This is a genomic window from Paenibacillus sp. UNC499MF (assembly GCF_900107975.1).
In the GTDB taxonomy this organism is placed as follows: Bacteria; Bacillota; Bacilli; order Paenibacillales; family NBRC-103111; genus Paenibacillus_F.
In genome coordinates, this window is record NZ_FNVF01000003.1 from 1 (window position 1) to 18,599 (window position 18,599).

18 protein-coding genes are annotated in these 18,599 nt (G+C 55.6%); 5 read left to right on the forward strand and 13 right to left on the reverse strand.

Annotated elements, in window-relative coordinates; genetic code table 11:
• A partial coding sequence (locus C4S74_RS08040; RefSeq protein WP_146065485.1) for an IS3 family transposase occupies nucleotides 1–283 on the forward strand: 283 nt, incomplete at its 5' end.
• A 185-nt stretch (nucleotides 284–468) separates the two neighbouring features.
• On the opposite strand, the gene C4S74_RS08045 is transcribed toward C4S74_RS08040, so the two are convergent.
• Together C4S74_RS08045 and C4S74_RS08050 are read right to left on the reverse strand one after the other, a co-directional pair.
• Nucleotides 469–2,826, reverse strand: a complete 2,358-nt coding sequence (locus tag C4S74_RS08045; protein ID WP_103994838.1) for a YcdB/YcdC domain-containing protein — start codon at nucleotides 2,824–2,826, stop codon at nucleotides 469–471.
• A 71-nt stretch (nucleotides 2,827–2,897) separates the two neighbouring features.
• Nucleotides 2,898–3,617, reverse strand: a complete 720-nt coding sequence (locus tag C4S74_RS08050) for a TrkA C-terminal domain-containing protein (RefSeq protein ID WP_103994839.1) — start codon at nucleotides 3,615–3,617, stop codon at nucleotides 2,898–2,900.
• Nucleotides 3,618–3,828: 211 nt separating this feature from the next.
• Here C4S74_RS08050 and C4S74_RS08055 point away from each other — a divergent pair, with 211 nt between their 5' ends.
• Nucleotides 3,829–4,884 (forward strand): aromatic acid exporter family protein, encoded by a 1,056-nt coding sequence (locus C4S74_RS08055; protein WP_103994840.1) that lies wholly within the window; start codon nucleotides 3,829–3,831, stop codon nucleotides 4,882–4,884.
• Between the two features lie 183 nt (nucleotides 4,885–5,067).
• Nucleotides 5,068–5,274, forward strand: a complete 207-nt coding sequence (locus C4S74_RS08060) for a hypothetical protein (RefSeq protein WP_103994841.1) — start codon at nucleotides 5,068–5,070, stop codon at nucleotides 5,272–5,274.
• A gap of 160 nt (nucleotides 5,275–5,434) precedes the next feature.
• Here C4S74_RS08060 and C4S74_RS08065 read toward each other — a convergent pair whose 3' ends face one another.
• From C4S74_RS08065 to C4S74_RS08080, 4 genes are all read right to left on the reverse strand, one after another.
• A complete protein-coding gene (locus C4S74_RS08065; protein ID WP_103994842.1) occupies nucleotides 5,435–5,827 on the reverse strand; it encodes a hypothetical protein in 393 nt (130 codons plus the stop codon).
• Between the two features lie 109 nt (nucleotides 5,828–5,936).
• Entirely contained in the window at nucleotides 5,937–6,182 is a 246-nt protein-coding gene (locus C4S74_RS08070; RefSeq protein WP_009672463.1) for a hypothetical protein, read from the reverse strand.
• Between the two features lie 360 nt (nucleotides 6,183–6,542).
• Nucleotides 6,543–6,824 (reverse strand): DUF1294 domain-containing protein, encoded by a 282-nt coding sequence (locus tag C4S74_RS08075; RefSeq protein ID WP_103994843.1) that lies wholly within the window; start codon nucleotides 6,822–6,824, stop codon nucleotides 6,543–6,545.
• A gap of 90 nt (nucleotides 6,825–6,914) precedes the next feature.
• Entirely contained in the window at nucleotides 6,915–7,667 is a 753-nt protein-coding gene (locus C4S74_RS08080; RefSeq protein ID WP_103994844.1) for an SDR family NAD(P)-dependent oxidoreductase, read from the reverse strand.
• Between the two features lie 108 nt (nucleotides 7,668–7,775).
• On the opposite strand from C4S74_RS08080, the gene C4S74_RS08085 reads away from it, so the two are divergent.
• Nucleotides 7,776–9,650, forward strand: a complete 1,875-nt coding sequence (locus tag C4S74_RS08085) for an ABC transporter substrate-binding protein (RefSeq protein WP_103994845.1) — start codon at nucleotides 7,776–7,778, stop codon at nucleotides 9,648–9,650.
• A gap of 61 nt (nucleotides 9,651–9,711) precedes the next feature.
• Here the strand turns inward: C4S74_RS08085 and C4S74_RS08090 are convergent, their stop codons facing one another.
• Together C4S74_RS08090 and C4S74_RS08095 are read right to left on the reverse strand one after the other, a co-directional pair.
• Entirely contained in the window at nucleotides 9,712–10,416 is a 705-nt protein-coding gene (locus C4S74_RS08090) for a vancomycin high temperature exclusion protein (protein ID WP_103994846.1), read from the reverse strand.
• Between the two features lie 438 nt (nucleotides 10,417–10,854).
• Nucleotides 10,855–12,273, reverse strand: a complete 1,419-nt coding sequence (locus tag C4S74_RS08095) for an aspartate ammonia-lyase (protein WP_103994847.1) — start codon at nucleotides 12,271–12,273, stop codon at nucleotides 10,855–10,857.
• Between the two features lie 474 nt (nucleotides 12,274–12,747).
• Between C4S74_RS08095 and C4S74_RS08100 the strand changes: the two genes are divergently transcribed.
• Nucleotides 12,748–14,214, forward strand: a complete 1,467-nt coding sequence (locus C4S74_RS08100; protein ID WP_103994848.1) for an NAD-dependent succinate-semialdehyde dehydrogenase — start codon at nucleotides 12,748–12,750, stop codon at nucleotides 14,212–14,214.
• 132 nt (nucleotides 14,215–14,346) lie between these two features.
• Here the strand turns inward: C4S74_RS08100 and C4S74_RS08105 are convergent, their stop codons facing one another.
• The 5 genes from C4S74_RS08105 to C4S74_RS08125 form a co-directional block, all read right to left on the reverse strand.
• Nucleotides 14,347–14,838: a hypothetical protein gene (locus C4S74_RS08105; RefSeq protein WP_103994849.1), complete on the reverse strand. Its 492-nt coding sequence runs from the start codon at nucleotides 14,836–14,838 to the stop codon at nucleotides 14,347–14,349.
• 118 nt (nucleotides 14,839–14,956) lie between these two features.
• Complete coding sequence (locus tag C4S74_RS08110) at nucleotides 14,957–15,910, reverse strand: alpha/beta fold hydrolase (protein ID WP_103994850.1); 954 nt, start codon at nucleotides 15,908–15,910, stop codon at nucleotides 14,957–14,959.
• A 35-nt stretch (nucleotides 15,911–15,945) separates the two neighbouring features.
• A complete protein-coding gene (locus tag C4S74_RS08115) occupies nucleotides 15,946–17,253 on the reverse strand; it encodes an NCS2 family permease (RefSeq protein WP_103994851.1) in 1,308 nt (435 codons plus the stop codon).
• A 223-nt stretch (nucleotides 17,254–17,476) separates the two neighbouring features.
• The gene (locus C4S74_RS08120) at nucleotides 17,477–17,698 is read right to left on the reverse strand and encodes a YezD family protein (protein WP_042228026.1); all 222 of its coding nucleotides are present in this window, start codon (nucleotides 17,696–17,698) and stop codon (nucleotides 17,477–17,479) included.
• Between the two features lie 25 nt (nucleotides 17,699–17,723).
• Complete coding sequence (locus C4S74_RS08125) at nucleotides 17,724–18,557, reverse strand: S9 family peptidase (RefSeq protein WP_009672569.1); 834 nt, start codon at nucleotides 18,555–18,557, stop codon at nucleotides 17,724–17,726.
• Between the last annotated feature and the right edge of the window lie 42 nt (nucleotides 18,558–18,599).

Here is an 18,599-nt window from a genome sequence, read left to right on the forward strand (position 1 = left end):
CGATCAAGGATTCCAGTACACGTCTCACGCGTATCACGACATGCTGCCAAAGGTTGGCGCCCGAATCAGCATGTCTAGGCGGGGCAATTGTTTAGACAATGCCTCCATGGAGAGCTTCTTCTCGCATCTCAAAACGGAAGGGCTCTACTTGTATAATATCCGAAGTCTTGATGAAACACAAAAAAGAATTTCGGATTACATCCATTTTTACAACCATCATCGTCCACAGCGAAAGCTAAACAAGCTGACGCCGATGGAGTATCGACGCCAGCTTGCAGCCTAGGCTTTTTTCAATGTCCGTTAAATGGGGGCTTGACCATAACTCAGGCCGGGCTTTTTTTGTCGCTAGGCTGCCCCCATTTCCGGACTCCGCGTACCGGTCATCCTCGCTGCCGTATTTTTTATCCGGCGGTTTACGTCCTTGCAAAGCCGAATCCGCTTCATTGGCGTCCTCGGCTTTGATGACGCCTAATAGGCAACCGGCTGATCCGTTCTGCCTTGAAGCTCCGCCATCCGCATCAGAACGATGGCCGCCTGCGCCCGCGTTACTTTGTCATGCGGACGGAACTCGCCTCCGATATCCTGCATCAGGCCCAGCTTCATGACCAGAAAGACGTCGGCTTTGTTACCGATGCTGTCTTCGTCCGTTACCCCGATTTTGCCGATCGGTTTATTCAGCAGGGAGGAGAGCTTCTCATACCGCAGCTCGTTGACAACCGCCCAGGCAAGCTTCTCGCGCGTCAAAGGCTCATCCACACCCAGCTTTTTCTCCGGGTCTACTTTCAACCGGTTCAGATCGGTCAGCAAACTGACAGCTCCGTAGTAGGGACTCCCCGGCTGGACATCCGCATAAAGCGTTTCGGCCTTCCGGTAGCTCTCCCCGTAAAACGGCACCGGTCTGATTCCGCGTGCAAACATCGTCAGCCAATCCCCATAAGTCAGAACGGCATCGGGGTTCACATTGCCGTCCGCTTCGGGCACGAAAACTTGGAGACGGACGAGTTCGACCAGCTCTTTTTGCGCCCAGTGCCCTTGTATATCCTTAGCCTCGGGCGGCTTGGCGGCCGGCTGGCTGAACGGCCTCATATCCCGGATCTTGCCGGACGACGCATCGAGCACCTGCTGGATCGTCTCCTCGCCGGCAACCTGCCGGTAAACGAGCAGCAGTTTTTTCTCTTTCTCATCGCCTCTGTTGTAGAAGGCCCCGTTCATCGTATAGGACAAGCTTACTTGACCATCGCCCTGCAGGCGCTTCAGCGCTTCCTCTTTCGTCACGGCAGCGGGCTTAACCGCCTTTAAAGCCTCTTCGATGTCTTCCTGCTCGTATGGAAGCTGAAGGGTATAGAGACTCCCGTCTCCGCGGAGATGGAGGATAATGAGCTGATCCTGAACGGGAATTCCTTTATAAACCCGCTGAAACTGGTACGTGAACGGCTCATTTTTCTTATTCCATGCATTGTCCGCTGCCAAATTGTTCTTCACCAGCTTCCAGTTTTCAGAAGCTTGCGGAATGAGTTTGTCAATCAATTGAAGCGCTCTCGCATCCGCGGTTTCTTGTGTAATGCTGCGTGCCTTCACGTCAGGATTCCGATTCCAGGGCGGATAAACTCCGTTATCGCTTAATTCGAGGATTTGACCCGTCCGGGCATCGACAACCGCATTGTATTTGTTGCCGTTTTCGGTCTCTTCCTCCCAGTTCAGACTCCAGACAAGCTGTCCCGGCACGCGCCAGTCTTCCTGTTCGGACTTCTGGACCAGCTTGCTTCCCTCCGGAACGTAACCCGTCGCTTTTACGAGTTCTACGGCCTGCTCCGCACTTAGCGTTCCTCCCGTATGCGCTTTGAAAGAAGAGCCGGATTTCGGGATATCCACATAAGCCGAAGAGCCGTAGGCGGTATAGATTCCCGTGGATACATACTCCCCGCTCTGAGCGTCGACAGGCATGTAAAATAAAGGATTCCGCACATAGCCGAGTATCCATTCTTCAGAGCCCGAGCTGCTGTGGAGCTTCACGTATTGCAAATCGACCGTAAAGTCTTTCTTGTACTTGGCGGCGGCTTCCTCTCCGGTTAGCTTGGGAGTCACGGAAGGAAACGGGCTCCGGTGAAAATTGGCCATGAGCCCCGTAACACGGCCCTCCCCGTTTACCCGGACGTTGATGCCTTCGAAATCGACGAACAGCCCGTTCACTTTACGCCTGAATGACAAATCGTATGAGACCGGCCCGAACAGCGCGCTTTGTGAGCCGTAAGTAAAATAAGGTTCGAGGGTTTCTTTTTCCAGGGACGGCACAGCCTTTTTCACAAAGTCTAAGGCGATTTGAACGGCTTTCTCCTGATTGACCGCCGGGGGGTAAAAGCTCTCTTCTTCTTGAAGCCTGTCGGGAGGAAATGCAGTGGACAGAACATCTCCTATCTCGGCATCCACGGTACTGTGAAAGGACGAAGTGGAATTTCCCGTCGTCACGGACCATGTGATCGTCCAGAAAAGCCCCGAAGCGGGTGGATAGCTGTCCGTAGAATCGTCCAGCTTCGCCGACGACACTTCCGCTTTTTTCAGGTCGGGAAACAATTCTTTCAGCCTGGCGATCGCCTGCTCTTTTGTAATCTTGGCCTCTTTCTCCAGCTTGGCGTTGACCCGGACATCGGTTGACGGAACCGGGGTAATTCCGGTCACGACTTTTGCATCCTCCTGAAACCTGTAAGCGGGAGTCGACAACTTATTGTCGGCATATATATTTCCGGGCAGCAGAAGACCGACTCCGAGAGAGCCGGCCACCGTAAGCAGCCCCGCTTTGTGCAAGCGGACCGCACGTTTGTTATTCATCCTAATTCCCCCATCTCCACTTGTTAGAGTTTTCCATATTGTTTAAACGCATGGAAGAAGGAATAGTTTCGCTACAAGAGAGAGACGGCTTTGTTTTCGTCGATCATATTTTCGTGTCTGTATTCCAGCTCTTTGCTGAATTTTTCCGAGATCTGCTTTCTATTGCCGTATACGTACAAAACATCCCCCGCTTCTATGGTGGTATCGGAATTCTCGCTCCGTCTCCGGATTCTGAGCGATCCCCGCTGCACAAAGAGCAGGTTAATGTCTTCATCTTCCGTACAGAGCTCGTCGATATGACAATGCTCGTATTCGGAATTTTCCATGATGGGAATATCGGTGATCCAGTCTTCTTCGTCCTTGTATAAAAGCTCGCTTACCGGCAGCTCCTCCACGCCTTCGTCTTCCTCCAGAGGCGCATGAAGCTTTTCGCTCAGCCGTTTGTGCATCGGCTTCAATTTCAGAAGAACCAGCAGCAAAACCAGAATACCCGTGATGATAAGCAGTTCCGGCAGCCGGAACCTCTTTTCAAGCAGGTTGGATACCAGGGTAATGATAACGGCCAGAGAGAATACGCCGAACAAAATGAGAAAAATCCCGATTCGCCTGCGAACCGGATGCCGGATAATGAGCTCGGATTCCTGTGTGGTAAAGCCCGTGCCTGTCAGCAGGGAAGTGACCTGAAAGCGGGCGATTTCGTGATCCAGCCCGGTGAGCATCATTAGTACTGCCGAAATTTCAATAACAAGCAGTACGATCCCCAAATAGATGACGATTAATAGTAGCTCCATGATATGCCTCCCAGCCTCTACACCTTTTCAATAACCGTTCCCGCGGGTATGTGAAACTAACAGCTTTTGACTGCAACCGGGGGCCGCATGTCGTTTTCATGCCGCTTATCCGGCCCGCTCCGCCGGTAATTTTCCGGCCGATTGACTAGTTCGCTCCTGCAATGCGATAATGAGTTCGTCATCTCGAACCATCTGAAGGGAGTTACTGCATGTGACGTTCGGAGCCAGAATGTTAAAGACGGGCATGGCCGTCACTCTAGCTTTGTACTTAAGTATGCTTTTGCATACGACCGCCCCGGTTATTGCCGCGGTTGCCGCGATTTTCGCCCTGCAGCCGTCCATTTACCGTTCCTGGCGTTATTTTCTCGATCAGCTGCAAACCAACACCTTGGGAGCCGCGCTCGCGCTCGTCGCCGGTACGTTCTTTCCCAAGCACCCGATCGCCATCGGGATCGTTTGTATTCTGGCCATTATGATCTGTCTTAAAATGAAAATGGAAGCGAACATCGGCCTCACCCTCGTAACGGTTATCGCGGTCATGGATGCTTCCGGCGGCCACTGGTGGTTCGCCGTTAACCGCTTTCTGCTTACTTCGCTCGGAGTCGGGTCCGCTTTCGTCATTAACGTGCTGTTCTTCCCGCCTAACTGGCAGAAGCGGTTTATGGAAGAAGTGCACGGGGTCTTCAGTCAGATCTCGCCGCTACAGAGGACCGTCATTTCCAATGAAATGAAAGAATCCGTTTTTCAGGAGACGAAAGACGGCGTCGTGGGCGCGCTGTTCCGGCTGGAGGAGAAATACAAGCTCTTCGAAGAAGAGCAGAAGAAGCTCAAGCGGCTGAAATACAGCCAGTCCAAGCGTCTTGTCGTCTACAAGCAGATGCTTCACACCCTGCGCAAGGGCGTAGACATTTTACAGCTGGTCGAAGAGCATTATTTCCAGGCTTCCCGCACTTCAAACATGAACGCCTTCGTCGACGAGCACTTGGAAGCCCTTACCCAATATCATGAGTACGTGCTTATGAAATTCGAGAAGAAGTACAAGAACGAGTCCTACGAGAAGCTTGAAGCGATGGATCTCAAAAACGACGCTTTCCTGAGACTCATAACGGACGCTTCCAGCAGCACCGGGGACCTGCACCGGCTCGTTGTGGTTGCTTCCGGGATCTATGACTACGGTCATCAGATCGTGAGGCTGGACAAACTGGTCGAGCAATTTTTCAAAGGCGCCGAAGAAAACGAAAAACAGACGGGCATTAAGTTTTTTTAATGTCTGGTCTGTTTTTTCTATTTAAAAAGCTATGTTAAGTCTTAAGTTGTTTTTCAAGCAGTAGAATACCCGGACGGCACGCTGTTTAAAAGCGAAGCGAAAGTTATAATCCGGCGGGGTCCGGCACATACTAAATCCATCCAGGCCCTCCAAGCGGAGGTCTTTCTAAAGGAGATACAGTCTATGGCCGAAAATCACGATCCCAATTTCGTACTGGGCGCCCCCCAATCCTCCGAGGATGCAGGCGAAGCCTCTTCCTCCCAGGGAACGGAACTGACCCGGGAGCAGTTCCTCAAGTCCTACACAGCCGGCACCATCGATGATGACCACGGCTTGGGCGAGGAAGCGGAGGCCGGCTACCGGCCCGAATCCTCATCCGACAGAGCTTGACCTGACGCCGCAAAAGGCGTAAGGTCGTTACTCCGGGCGCGGCACGGAAGCCGCATTCACCGGAACCGGCTATGCAAAAACCCCCGCAGTCGTGAGGCCGTAAGGCTTTCCTGCGGGGGTTTTGTATGTGCGTCGTCCTGTGTTCAGGCTGCCTGCGGCCTTACTCCACGGCGTGAAGGCCGCTCAAACGCGAGACGGTCAGCAGCAGCTCGTCGCGCAGCGGAACGATGAATTCCACCGCGCCCATGGCGAAGATGCCGCTTCTGTTGTGAAGCTTTACTCCGCTGACGCTGAGCTTGTAATGCGGAAGACCGGCCGACATCGAAGTCAGCTCGCTCCCGCCTCCGCTTCGGGAAGACAGCGTAAGCGTGCGTCCTTTGGCCGCCTCGAAAGGCACGATGCTGAGAATCGCCTGCAAAGGGATATAGTAATTGACGTGGGGTTTCTGGACGATGAGTTCTTTCGTCGTGACCGTAAGTCCCAGACCACTTTTTTTATGGGAATATTTCAATTCGCCGTCTGTCATCTGGATGGAAATAAAATCGGGATTCATTCCGTCTGGCGCCCCCTTCAAAAAGGATGTACGTCCACCTTAGCATACCGGTTATGGACTGACAACCTTAGGGACTTTTATCCCGGAAGGGAGAAGCTTGGAAAATGCGCTACGACGCCAGCATCAGCACCTGAAAATCCATCTCGATGCTTTGGGCCGACATCAGGCCGCCCAGCAGTAATTTGGCCTCCGTCAGGCGGGCGAGATCCCCGCGCAGAATCAGGTGAGACCGGTGTCTCTTCCCGGGCGTTTTCCAGGCCAGCAGAGGAGCCAGCATATGTTGTTTCAGGGTTCGGATCACCGTATGTAATTGTTCCTGTTCCGCCACTTTGACGATCAGAAATGTATGGTCCATCACGATCTCCTCCGGTCGTTAAAAAGAATGTGCGTTTCCGGCCGAAAATATGGCGCAGCTGCGCCGGGAGCCGGGGGTTGAAGTCCACAGCATAAAGCCATCCGCGAGCAGCAGCGGACGGCAGCCTTTCCATCATAGGGTGTTTGGTTCAAGGAGTCAAGTCGGATGGCTTACTTCCCTGCTCTTCGGCCGGGCGGCCCTGGAGGCATCCCGGCTTAACGACTGTCGCCGTACCTTTGTAATCCCGATAAAAATAATTCCTATGTATTTTTTTATTCTACCACATCAATTGGAGTTTTTCTTCATTAATCTTCAAGTAGTTTCCAGTTTCGTTTACCCGGCTTTCTCCGGCATGAATCTTTACTCGGCTACAAAACGGAACAGCTTCCAGAAAACGATTACGTTGACGGCCAGCAGAAGCGGAATTCCGTATTTGAACGCGAAATGTCTGGTCTTGTGCTTATAAGCGTACATGCCTGCCCAGATACCGGGAGCCCCTCCGATAAGAGCCGTCAGGAACAGCCGCTTCTCCGGTACGCGCCACTCCCCGCTGCGCGCCCTGCGTTTGTCCGCGCCCATCCACACGTACGCGACAAGATTAACGATAAGAAGATATATAATAAGAATCCGGATGAAAAACACCTCTTTTTTTAATATAAAGTCCCTTTCCTTATCAGTTTACAATTATTCGGTTAAAAAGCGAAGACCGGAGCGCACCCCGCTCCGGTCTTTCTATTCTTCATACATCATTTTGCGGGTCATTCCCCCGTCCAGCACGAGGTTCTCTCCGGTAACGAAGCCGTTCTCGGGATCGGTCAAATAAAAGCAGGCCCTGGCGACATCGTCCGGCGTCCCGACCCGGCCTGCAGGGTGCTGCTTGTGGTCGGACGGCTTCAGCGCCCCGTAATCCCCCGTCTCGATCCAGCCGGGACTGATGCAGTTCACGCGGATGCCGTCCGGGCCCAGCGAAACCGCGAGCGCATGCGTCAGCGCCGCGATCCCTCCCTTCGAAGCGGCGTACGCTTCCGAGGACGGCTCCGACATCAGCGCCCGCGTGGACGCGATGTTGACGATGCTGCCGCCTCCGGTTTCGCGCATCCGCTTCGCCGCCTCCCGCGCGCAGAGGAACGTGCCGCGCAGATTCGTGTGGAGGACTCGGTCCCACTCCTCCACCGTCAAATCGTACGGCGACTTCCATTCGGAGACGCCGGCGTTGTTGATCAGGCAGCCGATCGCGCCGTACGCGGCGGCTGCCCGTTCGATAAGGCGGACGATATCGCCGGGCCGGCTCATATCCGCCGGAACGAACAGCGCTTCCCCGCCGTCTTCGCGGATTCTGCGCGCGTTGTCTTCTCCGGCAGCCTCGTCATGATCCGCCAGGACGACGGCCTCCCCCCGCTCGGCATAGCGGCGCGCGAGCACGCGGCCGATGCCGGAGGCCGCTCCCGTCACTATGACGGCTTTGCCGGCCGGTTCTGTTTTCACACACGGACCCTCCCTTGTATTCCTTTATTTTTTGAGCTTGTTCGCTTTCGCTCCTTACCCGCTTCTTGTATAATCAGGAGAAAATTCTCAAGGAAAGGCGGGATCGGGATGCAGGTCACCCATCATTATCTCGAATTGTGCAGAGCGTACGGCGCCGTACCCCAAGGGCTTCCCGTCTCCCTCACCCAGGAGGAACTCGCCGAACGCCTCCACTGTACCGTGCGCAACGTCAAAATCGTGATCCGCAAGATGTCCGAATCCGGCTGGATCACCTGGGTTCCCGGCCGCGGCCGCGGGAACAAATCCGAGCTCCACTTCCATTATACCCTGGAAGAAATGCTCATGAAGCAAACGGCCGAATTTGCCGAGAAGGAACAATTTCAGCAAGCTTTCGAATGGATACACCAGTATGCGGATACGCCTCTGATGAAAGAGCAACTGCTCCAGCACGTATCCCGCTATTTCGGATACAAGGCGAAGGAAACGGAACAGGACGCCGACGTGCTGCGGCTGCCCATCAACAAAACTTACCGGACGTTCGATCCGGCCGCCCTGCTCTTTGCCAATGATGTGCATTTGAGCCGCCAGTTATTCGACACTATCGTGCGGTACGACAGAGCCGCAGGCGACTTCGTCCCGAGTCTCGCCCATCACTGGGAGTCGGATGAAACCTGCACGGTCTGGACATTCTACCTGCGCAAAGGCGTGCTCTTTCACCATGGCCGCGAGCTGGAGGCGGCCGATGCCGAGTACTCCTTCCGGAGGCTGCTCGATCCCGGGGTGTACTCGCCCCAGCGCTGGATGCTGAAAGATGTCCGGCAGATTCGTGTTCCAAGCCGGATGACCATCCAATTCGTGCTGAGTAAGCCGCACGTGCTTTTCCCGCACTGTCTGACCTCTCCGTCCGCGGCGGTTCTGCCACGAGAGCTTTGCGAGTCGGATCCCGCGGCTTACTTCGCCTGTCCGGTCGGCACCGGACCTTTCCGGCTGGAGATCCGCCCCGGCTACGGGTACCTCCTGCACGCCAATGAACGCTATTACCTGGGGCGCCCTTTCCTTGATGTCGTCGAGCATATTCTGCTCCGGGATTATCCGGAACTTGTGGTGATGACGGACGCCTGCAATGTGGTTCAGCGCTCTCCTTACGCCCCGGGTTCCAAACCTCAGCAGGACTGGCAGGCGGTGGAATGCATCTCGTCGGGATGCGCGCTGCTGTCGTTTAACCGGCGCAAGGAGGGCCCCTTGCAGGACGCCGGCCTCCGCCGGTATGTGCGTTCCGTAATCCGGGCGTCCGCTATGGTCGAAGAGCTTGGCGCAAGCCGCGCTCTGGCGGCCGCCAGTTTTTTGCTCGATAAGAGTTTGAAGCTGGGCTGCGATCCTTACCAGAATACCCGGGAAGAAGACACCGCCGGTATCCCGTATTCCCCCAACTATGCCGGAACGGAGCTGACGCTCCACTGCAAGGATTCGTGCAAAACGGTTGAAGACTTCGATTGGATAGTAAAACGCTGTCTCAAAGCGGGACTTCATATCAAGGTAGTGCTTCATGATCGGAATGAGCTTCTCACACCCGATGTGATGTGTGAAGCCGATCTTGTTCTGTATGAAGTCGTTCTGGACGAAAGCGAGACGCTTTCTTTGCTGGAGTTGTTTATGCAGGAGGAAGGGTCGATCCGGCGCATGTTTGACGACCCGCTGCGCGCGGAGCTGAACCGGAGAGTGGCCGGACTGCTTGCCGAGCCCGATCCCCGCAAGCGGCTGGACCTTTTCGACAAGCTTGAATCCCTTCTTACGGAAGACGCCGCGGTCCATTTTCTTTATCACCGGAGAATGCAGACCACCTACCACAAGAGCGTAAGGGGGCTCCGGCTGAACGCCTTCGGACATATCGACTACCGCCATATCTGGTTCGAGCCGGAAGACCGGCTTAACGGCTGCGCGGCCTCGGCGGACGCGGCCTCCCCGGTCAGCGGTACTCACTGAAAAAAGCGCCCGCAAGAGGCGCTTTTCGGGTTGAGGCCTGTATGTCCGTTGCACCGTTTACTCAGGCATTGGGGCGCCACACGGTGTCCTCGGTCAGCCAAGAATCTTCAGTTGCCCGGCCATCCCCGGTAATGGGAATCACATCCCCCAGGTAGGTAGGCTGCGGTTTGAAAAACCGGATCAGAGCGAAATCTTTGCTTCTGGCAGCCATTTCCCGGGCCTTAAATTTCGTCATGCCCCGGTATTCCTGACGGTCCGCCGCTACGCCGTACGCTTCAATGCCAAGTCCCTCCGCATCATACAGCGCGCGTGCCAAGTGATAGTCCTGGCTTACGACGACGGCTTTGCGGATCTGAAAAATAGCCTTGGCCCGGTACATGGATTCATACGTGTTAAAGCCGGCATGATCCATAAAAATATGCTCTTCCGCGATCCCCCGCTCAAGAAGGAAATCTTTCATCGCTCTTACTTCGTTGTAGCCGAGTGTCCCGTGATCGCCGGATACGAGGATTTTATCCGCCTTTCCGCTCTCATACAGCTCCGCTGCCGTGATCATCCGGTCTTTTAACATCTCCGAAAGCCGTCCGTCCGGATGCACCTTGGCTCCGAGCACGATAATCGCGTCGGCACCGGGCGCATTTTCCGCACTGACTTTGCGGGCCGCCCCATCTCTTCTCACTTCGTAGTCCGAAGCGGCCAGCCAGATTCCCCCTGCGACAGCCAAGGCTCCAAAGCCCGCTGCCCACCTTTTCCAACGCAGCTTCATTCCAGCTCTCCCCCGTACCTTTAATCGTGCTTTTATTCCCGATCCGGCTCCAATAGAGTGAACAAGGAGATCGAGGATATTATACCTTAATTTTCCTTTTATTCGCTATAAAAAGGTTCCGGCCCTATTCCTCCGAGATAAAATCCGGCGCTCTTACGCAATCCCGCTTTACGCACCGTGTGAAGCTCCCGGCATGCAGTGCCCGGCGTAACATGCGGGTGGCTAACCACTCACGCCGCCGGAACTGCCGTTTCCATCGTCATCGAGATGAAGAGGGAACGCGCCGAGGCTCGGGAGATCTAAGAGTTGCCCTCCCGCTTGTTTCCAATTGTTTCCATACACGAAAAATCCCGGCCCGTGTACGCAGGATGCGCCACAAGCCGGGATTTTGCTTTAGATCTGCATTCGCCGGAATATCCGAGCGCAAGTTATGAGCATTTAGTCGGACAGACTGTCCCGCACAATCTGCTCCCACTCGTCCTCGGTTAAAATCCCCTTCTCGACGACGAGCTGACGGAGCGGCTTCTGCGTTTTGAGCGATTCCTTCGCAATGTCGGCCGCCTTGTCGTAACCGATAACCGGATTCAGCATCGTGACCAGGGACAGGCTGCGGTCCATCCAGTAGCGGCACTGCTCCTCATCGGCTTCGATCCCTTTCACGCACCGTTCGCAAAACGCGTCCGCCGCAGTGCTCAAAATATGCGCCGACTGCAACACATTGTGGGCGATGACCGGCATCATCACGTTGATTTCAAGCTGGCTGCCTATCATCGCCGTCCGAACGGCCGTATCGTTGCCGATCACCTGGCAGCAGACCATATACAGCATCTCCGGGAGCACCGGATTTACCTTGCCCGGCATGATGGAAGAGCCGGGCTGCACCGCGGGCAGCCGGATTTCGGCAAGGCCCGTCTGCGGGCCGGAATTAAGCAGCCGGATGTCGCTGGACAGCTTAATGAGATGCACGGCGGCATCCCGCAGGAGTCCGCTTACACGGAGAGCCGCCGACGGGTTTTGCATAAAGGCGAACCGGCTTGGAGCCTGCCGGTAAGGCGTGCCGGTGCGGCGCCCGATCTCGGCCACCATCCGGGCGGCATATTCGGGGTGGTTGTTCACGCCTGTGCCGACGGCGTTCCCGCCGATGCCCAGCTCCAGAAGGCCGTCCGCGGCGCCTTCAAGCTGTTTCCGCATCCCGCCGATCGTGGCCGCGTAGCCTTCGAACTCCTGCCCGAGACGAAGCGGAACCGCATCCTGAAGATGGGTGCGGCCCGATTTTACGACGGAATGGAACTCCCGGGCTTTATTCGCGAGCTCGTTCGTCAGCTTTTCCAGGGCGGGCAGGACCTTCCGCTCCAGGGATTCGTGCAGGGAAATGCAGATCGCCGTCGGAATCGTGTCGTTGGTCGACTGCCCTTTGTTCACATGATCGTTGGGATGGATCTTATCCTTGCGGTCGCGTTCCAGCCCCAGCTTCTCCAGCGCAACGTTGGCGATCACCTCGTTGGCGTTCATGTTCTGCGACGTCCCCGCCCCGGCTTGAAAAGCGTCGACGACAAACTGGCTATCCCAGCGTCCCTCGATCACCTCGTCCGCCGCAGCCAGGATCGCATCCGCGATGCCGCCGTCCAGTTCACCCAGATCTTTATGTACGGCCGCGGCCGATGCTTTAATGATGCCCTGGGCTTTGATAAACTCCCTCGGCAGCCGGTAGCCGCTGATCGGAAAATTCATCACCGCACGCTGAGTCTGGGCTCCGTAATAGGCGTCAGCCGGGAGCTGAACCTGTCCCAGGGAATCGCCGGCAGTGCGCTGCTTCGTATTTTGCCCGTATCCGTTGGATGGTTGCTGTTCTGTCATGATCTCACCCTTCCTTCCGTTCACTCTTCTTCGGCCTCCCGATAAAAGAGTGTTGACCGTTCCGGTACGGCGTACGCTTATTCTCGCCTTTGCCTACGGATGCCGCACCGGTTCCGGTAAAAGCCTCTTTTCATAGATACCCGTTTTATCTGACGGTGATACCCCATACACGAAAAGAACGAAGAGCTTTCGCTCCCCTATTTCTGCGGCCCTGATTTAAAAAGAGGCTTTTTGCGCGGGCTGTCTTCCCTTTAAACCTGCCAAAGCGCTGAGACAGGACGGAGGGAGGGCCGGTGTGCGAACGGCTTCCGGAAGGAGTATAATAAATAAGGATGCCGGTCCGTGAATAGATGAACCGGCTCGTATACGTTCATTTGCCTGGCATTTATTCCAGGCGCCGCTTTTCAGATAGGGCGTCTTGACGCCTTTTTTACTTTATAAGCTTTTTTTCGTATCAAAAGGAGGAGATTCTTCATGACTACAACGACTTCCGAAACGACTTCCAAACGCTGGCTCAATTACGTGAACGGCCGATGGATTCAAGCGGAAAGCGGCAAAACGATCCCGGTCGTTAACCCTTCCACTTTGCAGGAAATTGCGACCGTACCGGATTCGGGCGCTGCCGAAACGAAGGCCGCTATCGAGGCGGCACATAACGCTTTTCAATCGTGGAGCACCTTGTCCGCTTACGAGCGTTCGGATATCCTGATGCGCTGGTACCACCTGCTGATGAGCCATCAGGAAGGGCTGGCGAAGACGATGACGACGGAACAGGGCAAGCCACTGGCCGAAGCCAAAGGCGAGATCGCCTATGCGGCCAGCTTCATCTCCTGGTATGCCGAGGAAGCCAAGCGGCTGTACGGGGATATCATCCCCGCTACCAGTTCCGGCAAGCGGATGTTTGTCCTGCGTCAGCCCGTCGGTGTCGTGGCGGCGATCACGCCCTGGAACTTCCCCGCCGCCATGATTACGCGCAAGGTAGGACCTGCGCTCGCGGCAGGCTGCACCTGTATCGTCAAGCCGGCGGAACAGACGCCTTTGACGGCGCTGTATATGGCCAAGCTGGCCGAAGAAGCGGGCATACCCGCCGGGGTACTCAACATCGTGACCGGAGAAGCCTCCGTGATCGGCGACACGCTGTTTGCGGACTCCCGGGTAGCGAAAGTGACGTTCACCGGCTCGACGGAGGTCGGCAAGCACATCATGCGCGCTTCCGCCGATACGATGAAGAAAATATCGCTGGAGCTGGGCGGTCACGCCCCCGTTATCGTGCTGGACGATGCCGACGTAGAGCTGGCCGCCGAACAGACCTTGCTGTCGAAGTTCCGCAATGCCGGTCAAACCTGTGTCTGCGCCAACCGGATTTACGTGCAGAAGGGCATCCGTCCGGCGTTCGAGAACCTGCTGGCGGACAAAGTCCGGGCCTTAAAAGTCGGCGACGGCATGGACCCGGACTCCGCAATAGGACCGGTCATCGATGAAGACGGGCTGAACAAGATTCAAAAGCATGTGACCGACGCCGTCGAACGCGGAGCAACCGTCGTTGCGGGCGGCAGCCGGAAGGAAGTGCCCCGGCATGCCGGGTACTTTTTCGAACCGACGCTGATTACGGGCGTAGACAGCTCCATGCTGATCATGAAGGAAGAGACGTTCGGGCCCGTCGCGCCGATCGTCGAATTTACCGATCCGGACGATGCCGTCCGGCAGGCGAACGATTCTCCATACGGACTCGCGTCCTACGTGTTCACTTCGAATATCAACCACGCCATCCGCCTCGCGGAGCGTCTGCAGTACGGCATCGTCGGCGTAAACGACGGCCTGCCTTCTTCCGCCCAGGCCCCGTTCGGCGGCATGAAAGAAAGCGGCCTCGGCCGGGAAGGCGGCAAATACGGGATCGAAGAATATGTAGAGATCAAGTACATCTCGCTCGGCCTTTACTGATCATAAGGCAGCAAACAACGGCCTTCCGTAAAAAACAAACGTCCTGCAGCGACCCCGATTCACCGGTCAACTGCAGGACGTTTTTTCATAGCAGCTATATCCTTACATACTTATCCTTACATACTTCACGTCTCACACCGCGGAAATCTTCGCTTTTCCTGTGTCCGCCGTCCGTGGGCCATCCGGGTTCTCTTCGAAATACCGGACGATCTGCTCCTTCAGGCCGGCAAAATCCCGCTCCTTGCAGGACAGCCGGACAGGGTCCATCGCGCCGGCTACGATAATATCGATCACGGGGCCATTTCCTTCCGCAACTTCGTACGTGATCAGCCGGCTGCGCTCGTAAAATTTCGTCCCGGCCTTCAGCCCCTCCGTCCCCAAATAAAACCGTTTCAGCCATTCGAGATAAAACCCAAAGCCGGAAAATGCGGCAAACCACAAACTTAGCTTACCGAACATCCAAAAAAGAAGAATCATAACGGCGGCAAAAATCCAGAACTCGAGCGGATAGATCGGCCCCTTCACCACCACATCCCCTACCTTCTTAACCGCCTGCCGCGCTTGATACGCCTTCCAGGCCACGACCCCTAACAAAAGCAGACCCGCTATCGTGCTTGTAACCATTATGAAGATCACACTCCCGCTCAGATGCTTTCATAATACCTTTATTTGGCATTTTTGTTAAGCCCTAAAAACTCGGCAGCATATAAAAAAGACCGCTCTCGCGGTCCGGACCGATCTTTCAAAAGGCAGCGGGCGCTTTGCTCACGCCTCGGGAAGCTTCCAGCCAGCTTATCAAGTCTTCCATCACTTCTTCGCGGTTCACTTCATTCAAAATTTCGTGACGTTTGTTTTCGTACAGCTTGCAGTCCACCTGCTCCAGCCCCAGTTTGCGGTACAAGGCCGCAAGACGTCTTACGCCTTTGCCCTGCCCGCCGACCGGATCTTTATCACCCGCCAGAAGCAGGACAGGAAGGTCCTTCGGAATGCTCCGCATATGACGTTTCTGATGAATATCGGACAGATGGATAAAAAAATCTTTAAAAAATCCGGTTGTGCAAATGAACCCGCAAAGAGGATCTTTTACGAATTTATCGACCTCCGCCTCGTCGGTGCTCAGCCAGTCGAACTCCGTCCGGTTCGGACGGAAGGGGCGGTTGAAGCTGCCGAGCGCCGTATGGCTCAGAAAAGTGCTGCGGGCGCGGTCTCCGCTGCGGGCGACGAGTATTTTGGCCAGCAGGATGCCCGCTTTCAAAATCGCGCCTTTCGGTCCGTTCGTCCCAATCAGAGCCACACCTTCATAAAGCTGCGGAGCCCGGTACATCACTTTCTGGGAAAGAAAAGAGCCCATGCTGTGCCCGACCAGATACAGAGGCAGGCCTTCTCGCTCCTCCCGAATCCGTCTGCCGAGTTCGATCATATCGTCCGTCATGCCCGCAAACCCGTCCGGACCCGGGTATCCCAGGTCGTTCACATGGGCGGCCGTCCGTCCATGCCCCCGGTGGTCGTTGGCGTAGACGATATAACCGCGGGCCGTGAGCCTTTCCGCCAGCCGCTTGTAGCGAAACGCGTGTTCCGCCATGCCGTGCGCAATCTGCACGACGCCCCGGAGGGGAGTGTCCCGGTCCGGCTCCCAGCGGAACACAAAGACAGGCGTACCCGTCTCTTCGTTTACATAAAAATGTGTTTCTTTCATCCGATCACCCTTGCTATCCGGTTTGGGCGGTGGATTCAGCCGTGGAAAAATCCGATCTGCACGATAAACAGCGCAGCGAACACGTAAAGCACAGGATGGATTTCCTTGAACCTTCCCCGGGCCGCCTTCAGTATAATGTAAAAAATAAATCCGATTCCGATGCTCGTCGATACACTGTACGTCAGCGGCATCGTGACGAGAACGAGAAAAGCGGGGAAAGATTCCTCGAAATCTTTCCAGTCGATATGCAGCAGATCGGTGATCATATAATAACCGACCACAATCAGTGCGGGCGCCGTGACAGAAGGCAGGTTAGCCAGCGTTTCCGCTACCGGAGCCAGAAATGACGTGGCGGCCAGCAGCGCGCAGGTGACGACCGACGTCAATCCCGTCCGGCCCCCTGCGGCTATTCCCGAGCCCGACTCGATCAGTGTCGTTACCGGGCTTGTCCCCATTACGGCGCCGGCCGTAACACCGGCCGCATTCGCCATAAGCGCGCTTCTGGAACGGGGGAAAACGCCGTTCTTCATCAGTCCCGCCTGCTCGGCGAGGCTGACAAGCGTTCCGGTCGTATCAAACACCGAAATCAGCAGAAACGTAAACGTGACGGCGAACAATCCCTGTTCGAATACGCCTTTCACGTCCATCTGCATGAGTGTTCCCGTCATCGTGCCCGGCCAGGCGAACCAGTGATCCGGCAAAATCAGCAGCCCCATCAGCCAGCCGATCGCGGCCGTCAGCAGCATTCCGATAAAAAGCGCCGCACGGACGCGGTAGGACATCAGAATCAGAGTGAGCACGAGCCCGATGACGGACAGCAGAGCCGCCGGCTCGTGCAGACTTCCTATCGTGACGAGCGTATCCGGTGAAGCGACGACCAGCTTGGCGTTTTGCAGCCCTACAAAACAAATAAACAATCCGGTGCCCGCTGTAATCGCATATTTTAACGAAGCCGGAATAGATTCGATCAGCAGCCGGCCGTGCCGGCTGAGTGAAATCAGCATAAACAGAAGTCCGGCCAAAAATACGGAGCCAAGCGCTACCTGCCAGGACACCCCCGCTCCCTGGACGACGCCGAAGGCAAAAAAAGCATTGATGCCCATGCCCGGAGCTATGACGATCGGGTAGTTGCCCGCCAGTGCGATTATGAGTGTCGAAAATATAGTCGTCAGGATCGTTGCGATGAAAACGGCATGAAAATCCATGCCCGATGCGCTTAAAATGCCGGGATTCACGATCACTACGAACGCCATCGTCATAAACGTCGTACATCCCGCCAGCACTTCCGTCCCGACCGTCGTCTGGCGTTCTTTTAATTTAAACCATGTTTCTGCCTTGTCCAATCAATTCCAGTCCTTTCCTTGCCGCTAATCAAGAATTGTATCATGGATTGAGGTAGACTTCACGCTGAATTTATTTCGTGACGGTAGAACCGCACCTTTTACGGTTCTCTATATTTAACATTATTTCCCATGCGATTTAGTTTCAAGCCCTGCCGACGAAAAAGACCCGCTATCCTCATGGATAACAGGTCTTCATTAAGTACAGGGTCGCGGGAAAAGCTCGCTATCCCCGGCCGTCGCTCGCTTTACGCTCGATATGCAGCTTGGCTTCGGCGCCGGCCGCGCTGCGTTTCGTCTCATTGTCAAAACGTTTCCGTTCCGTCCGCTCGATTTGAGCGACCCGGCCGTCGTGAATAATGATTTGAACAGTTCCATACTCCAATCCGTTAATGCTTTGAATGATCCGGTCAATCCAGACTTCATTCAGTTCAACAGGTTTGGCCATAATTCTCATCCTCTCTACCCTCGATTCAAATCATCCAATCGTACCATTCTTTTTTACGCTTCTGCAGGTCTACCAGCCAAGCGGACGTTTTGCCTATTAAAGTAAAAGTGGCGTCACGGTTCGAGAACGTATGGTCGGCCTGGAAAATGAGTTCCAGATCGCAGCGTCCGTCGGCGCGGAGCCAAAACATTTTTTGATAAAGCGGGGCGTAATCTACCGGTATGTCTTCGTCCGCCGTGCCGTGTGCGATGAGAACATCTCCCCCGAATTTGCGCAGCTGCTCGAACGGTTGATGCTTGGAGAGAGAGTCGAAAAAAGCCGGGGTCAGCAGATACCCCTGATAGTCGATGCCTTTGTCCGGCTCCAGCTGGCGATAAGCTTCCTTGCCTACAATCCGTACAATGTCATTGTGCGGGTGGGCTACGGCCGACCACATCACCAGGGTCCGGACGCGATGGTCGGAAGCGGCGGTAAGCAGGGCGACCGCGCCGCCCAGGCTGTGACCCAGCAGCGTCACGCTGCCGGGGTCCACGCAGTCCAGGCTGAGCGCGTAATCCAGCACCCGGCGTGTCTGGGCGATCATCGGATCGAGTCCTCCCGCTCCGTAATCGCCGGTGCTTTCACCGCATCCGCCGTAATCGAAGCGGAGTACCATGTAGCCTTGGCTGCTCAATGCCCGCGCCGTCTTGACGAACAGCCGGTCGACGCCGATCCGGTTGCCGATAAAGCCGTGGCAGATGATGACAACCGGCCATTTGCCCGCGCCTCCTCGGCAGTCGGCCCCCTCCCCGTCAGTCGGATAGTGCAGCGTAGCCGCCAGTTCCAAATCCCCGCTCGGGATTGTGATGTGATGTTCCATAGCCCTAGTCCTTTCTGCAAGTGCGCTTCTGTGAGGTCCGGA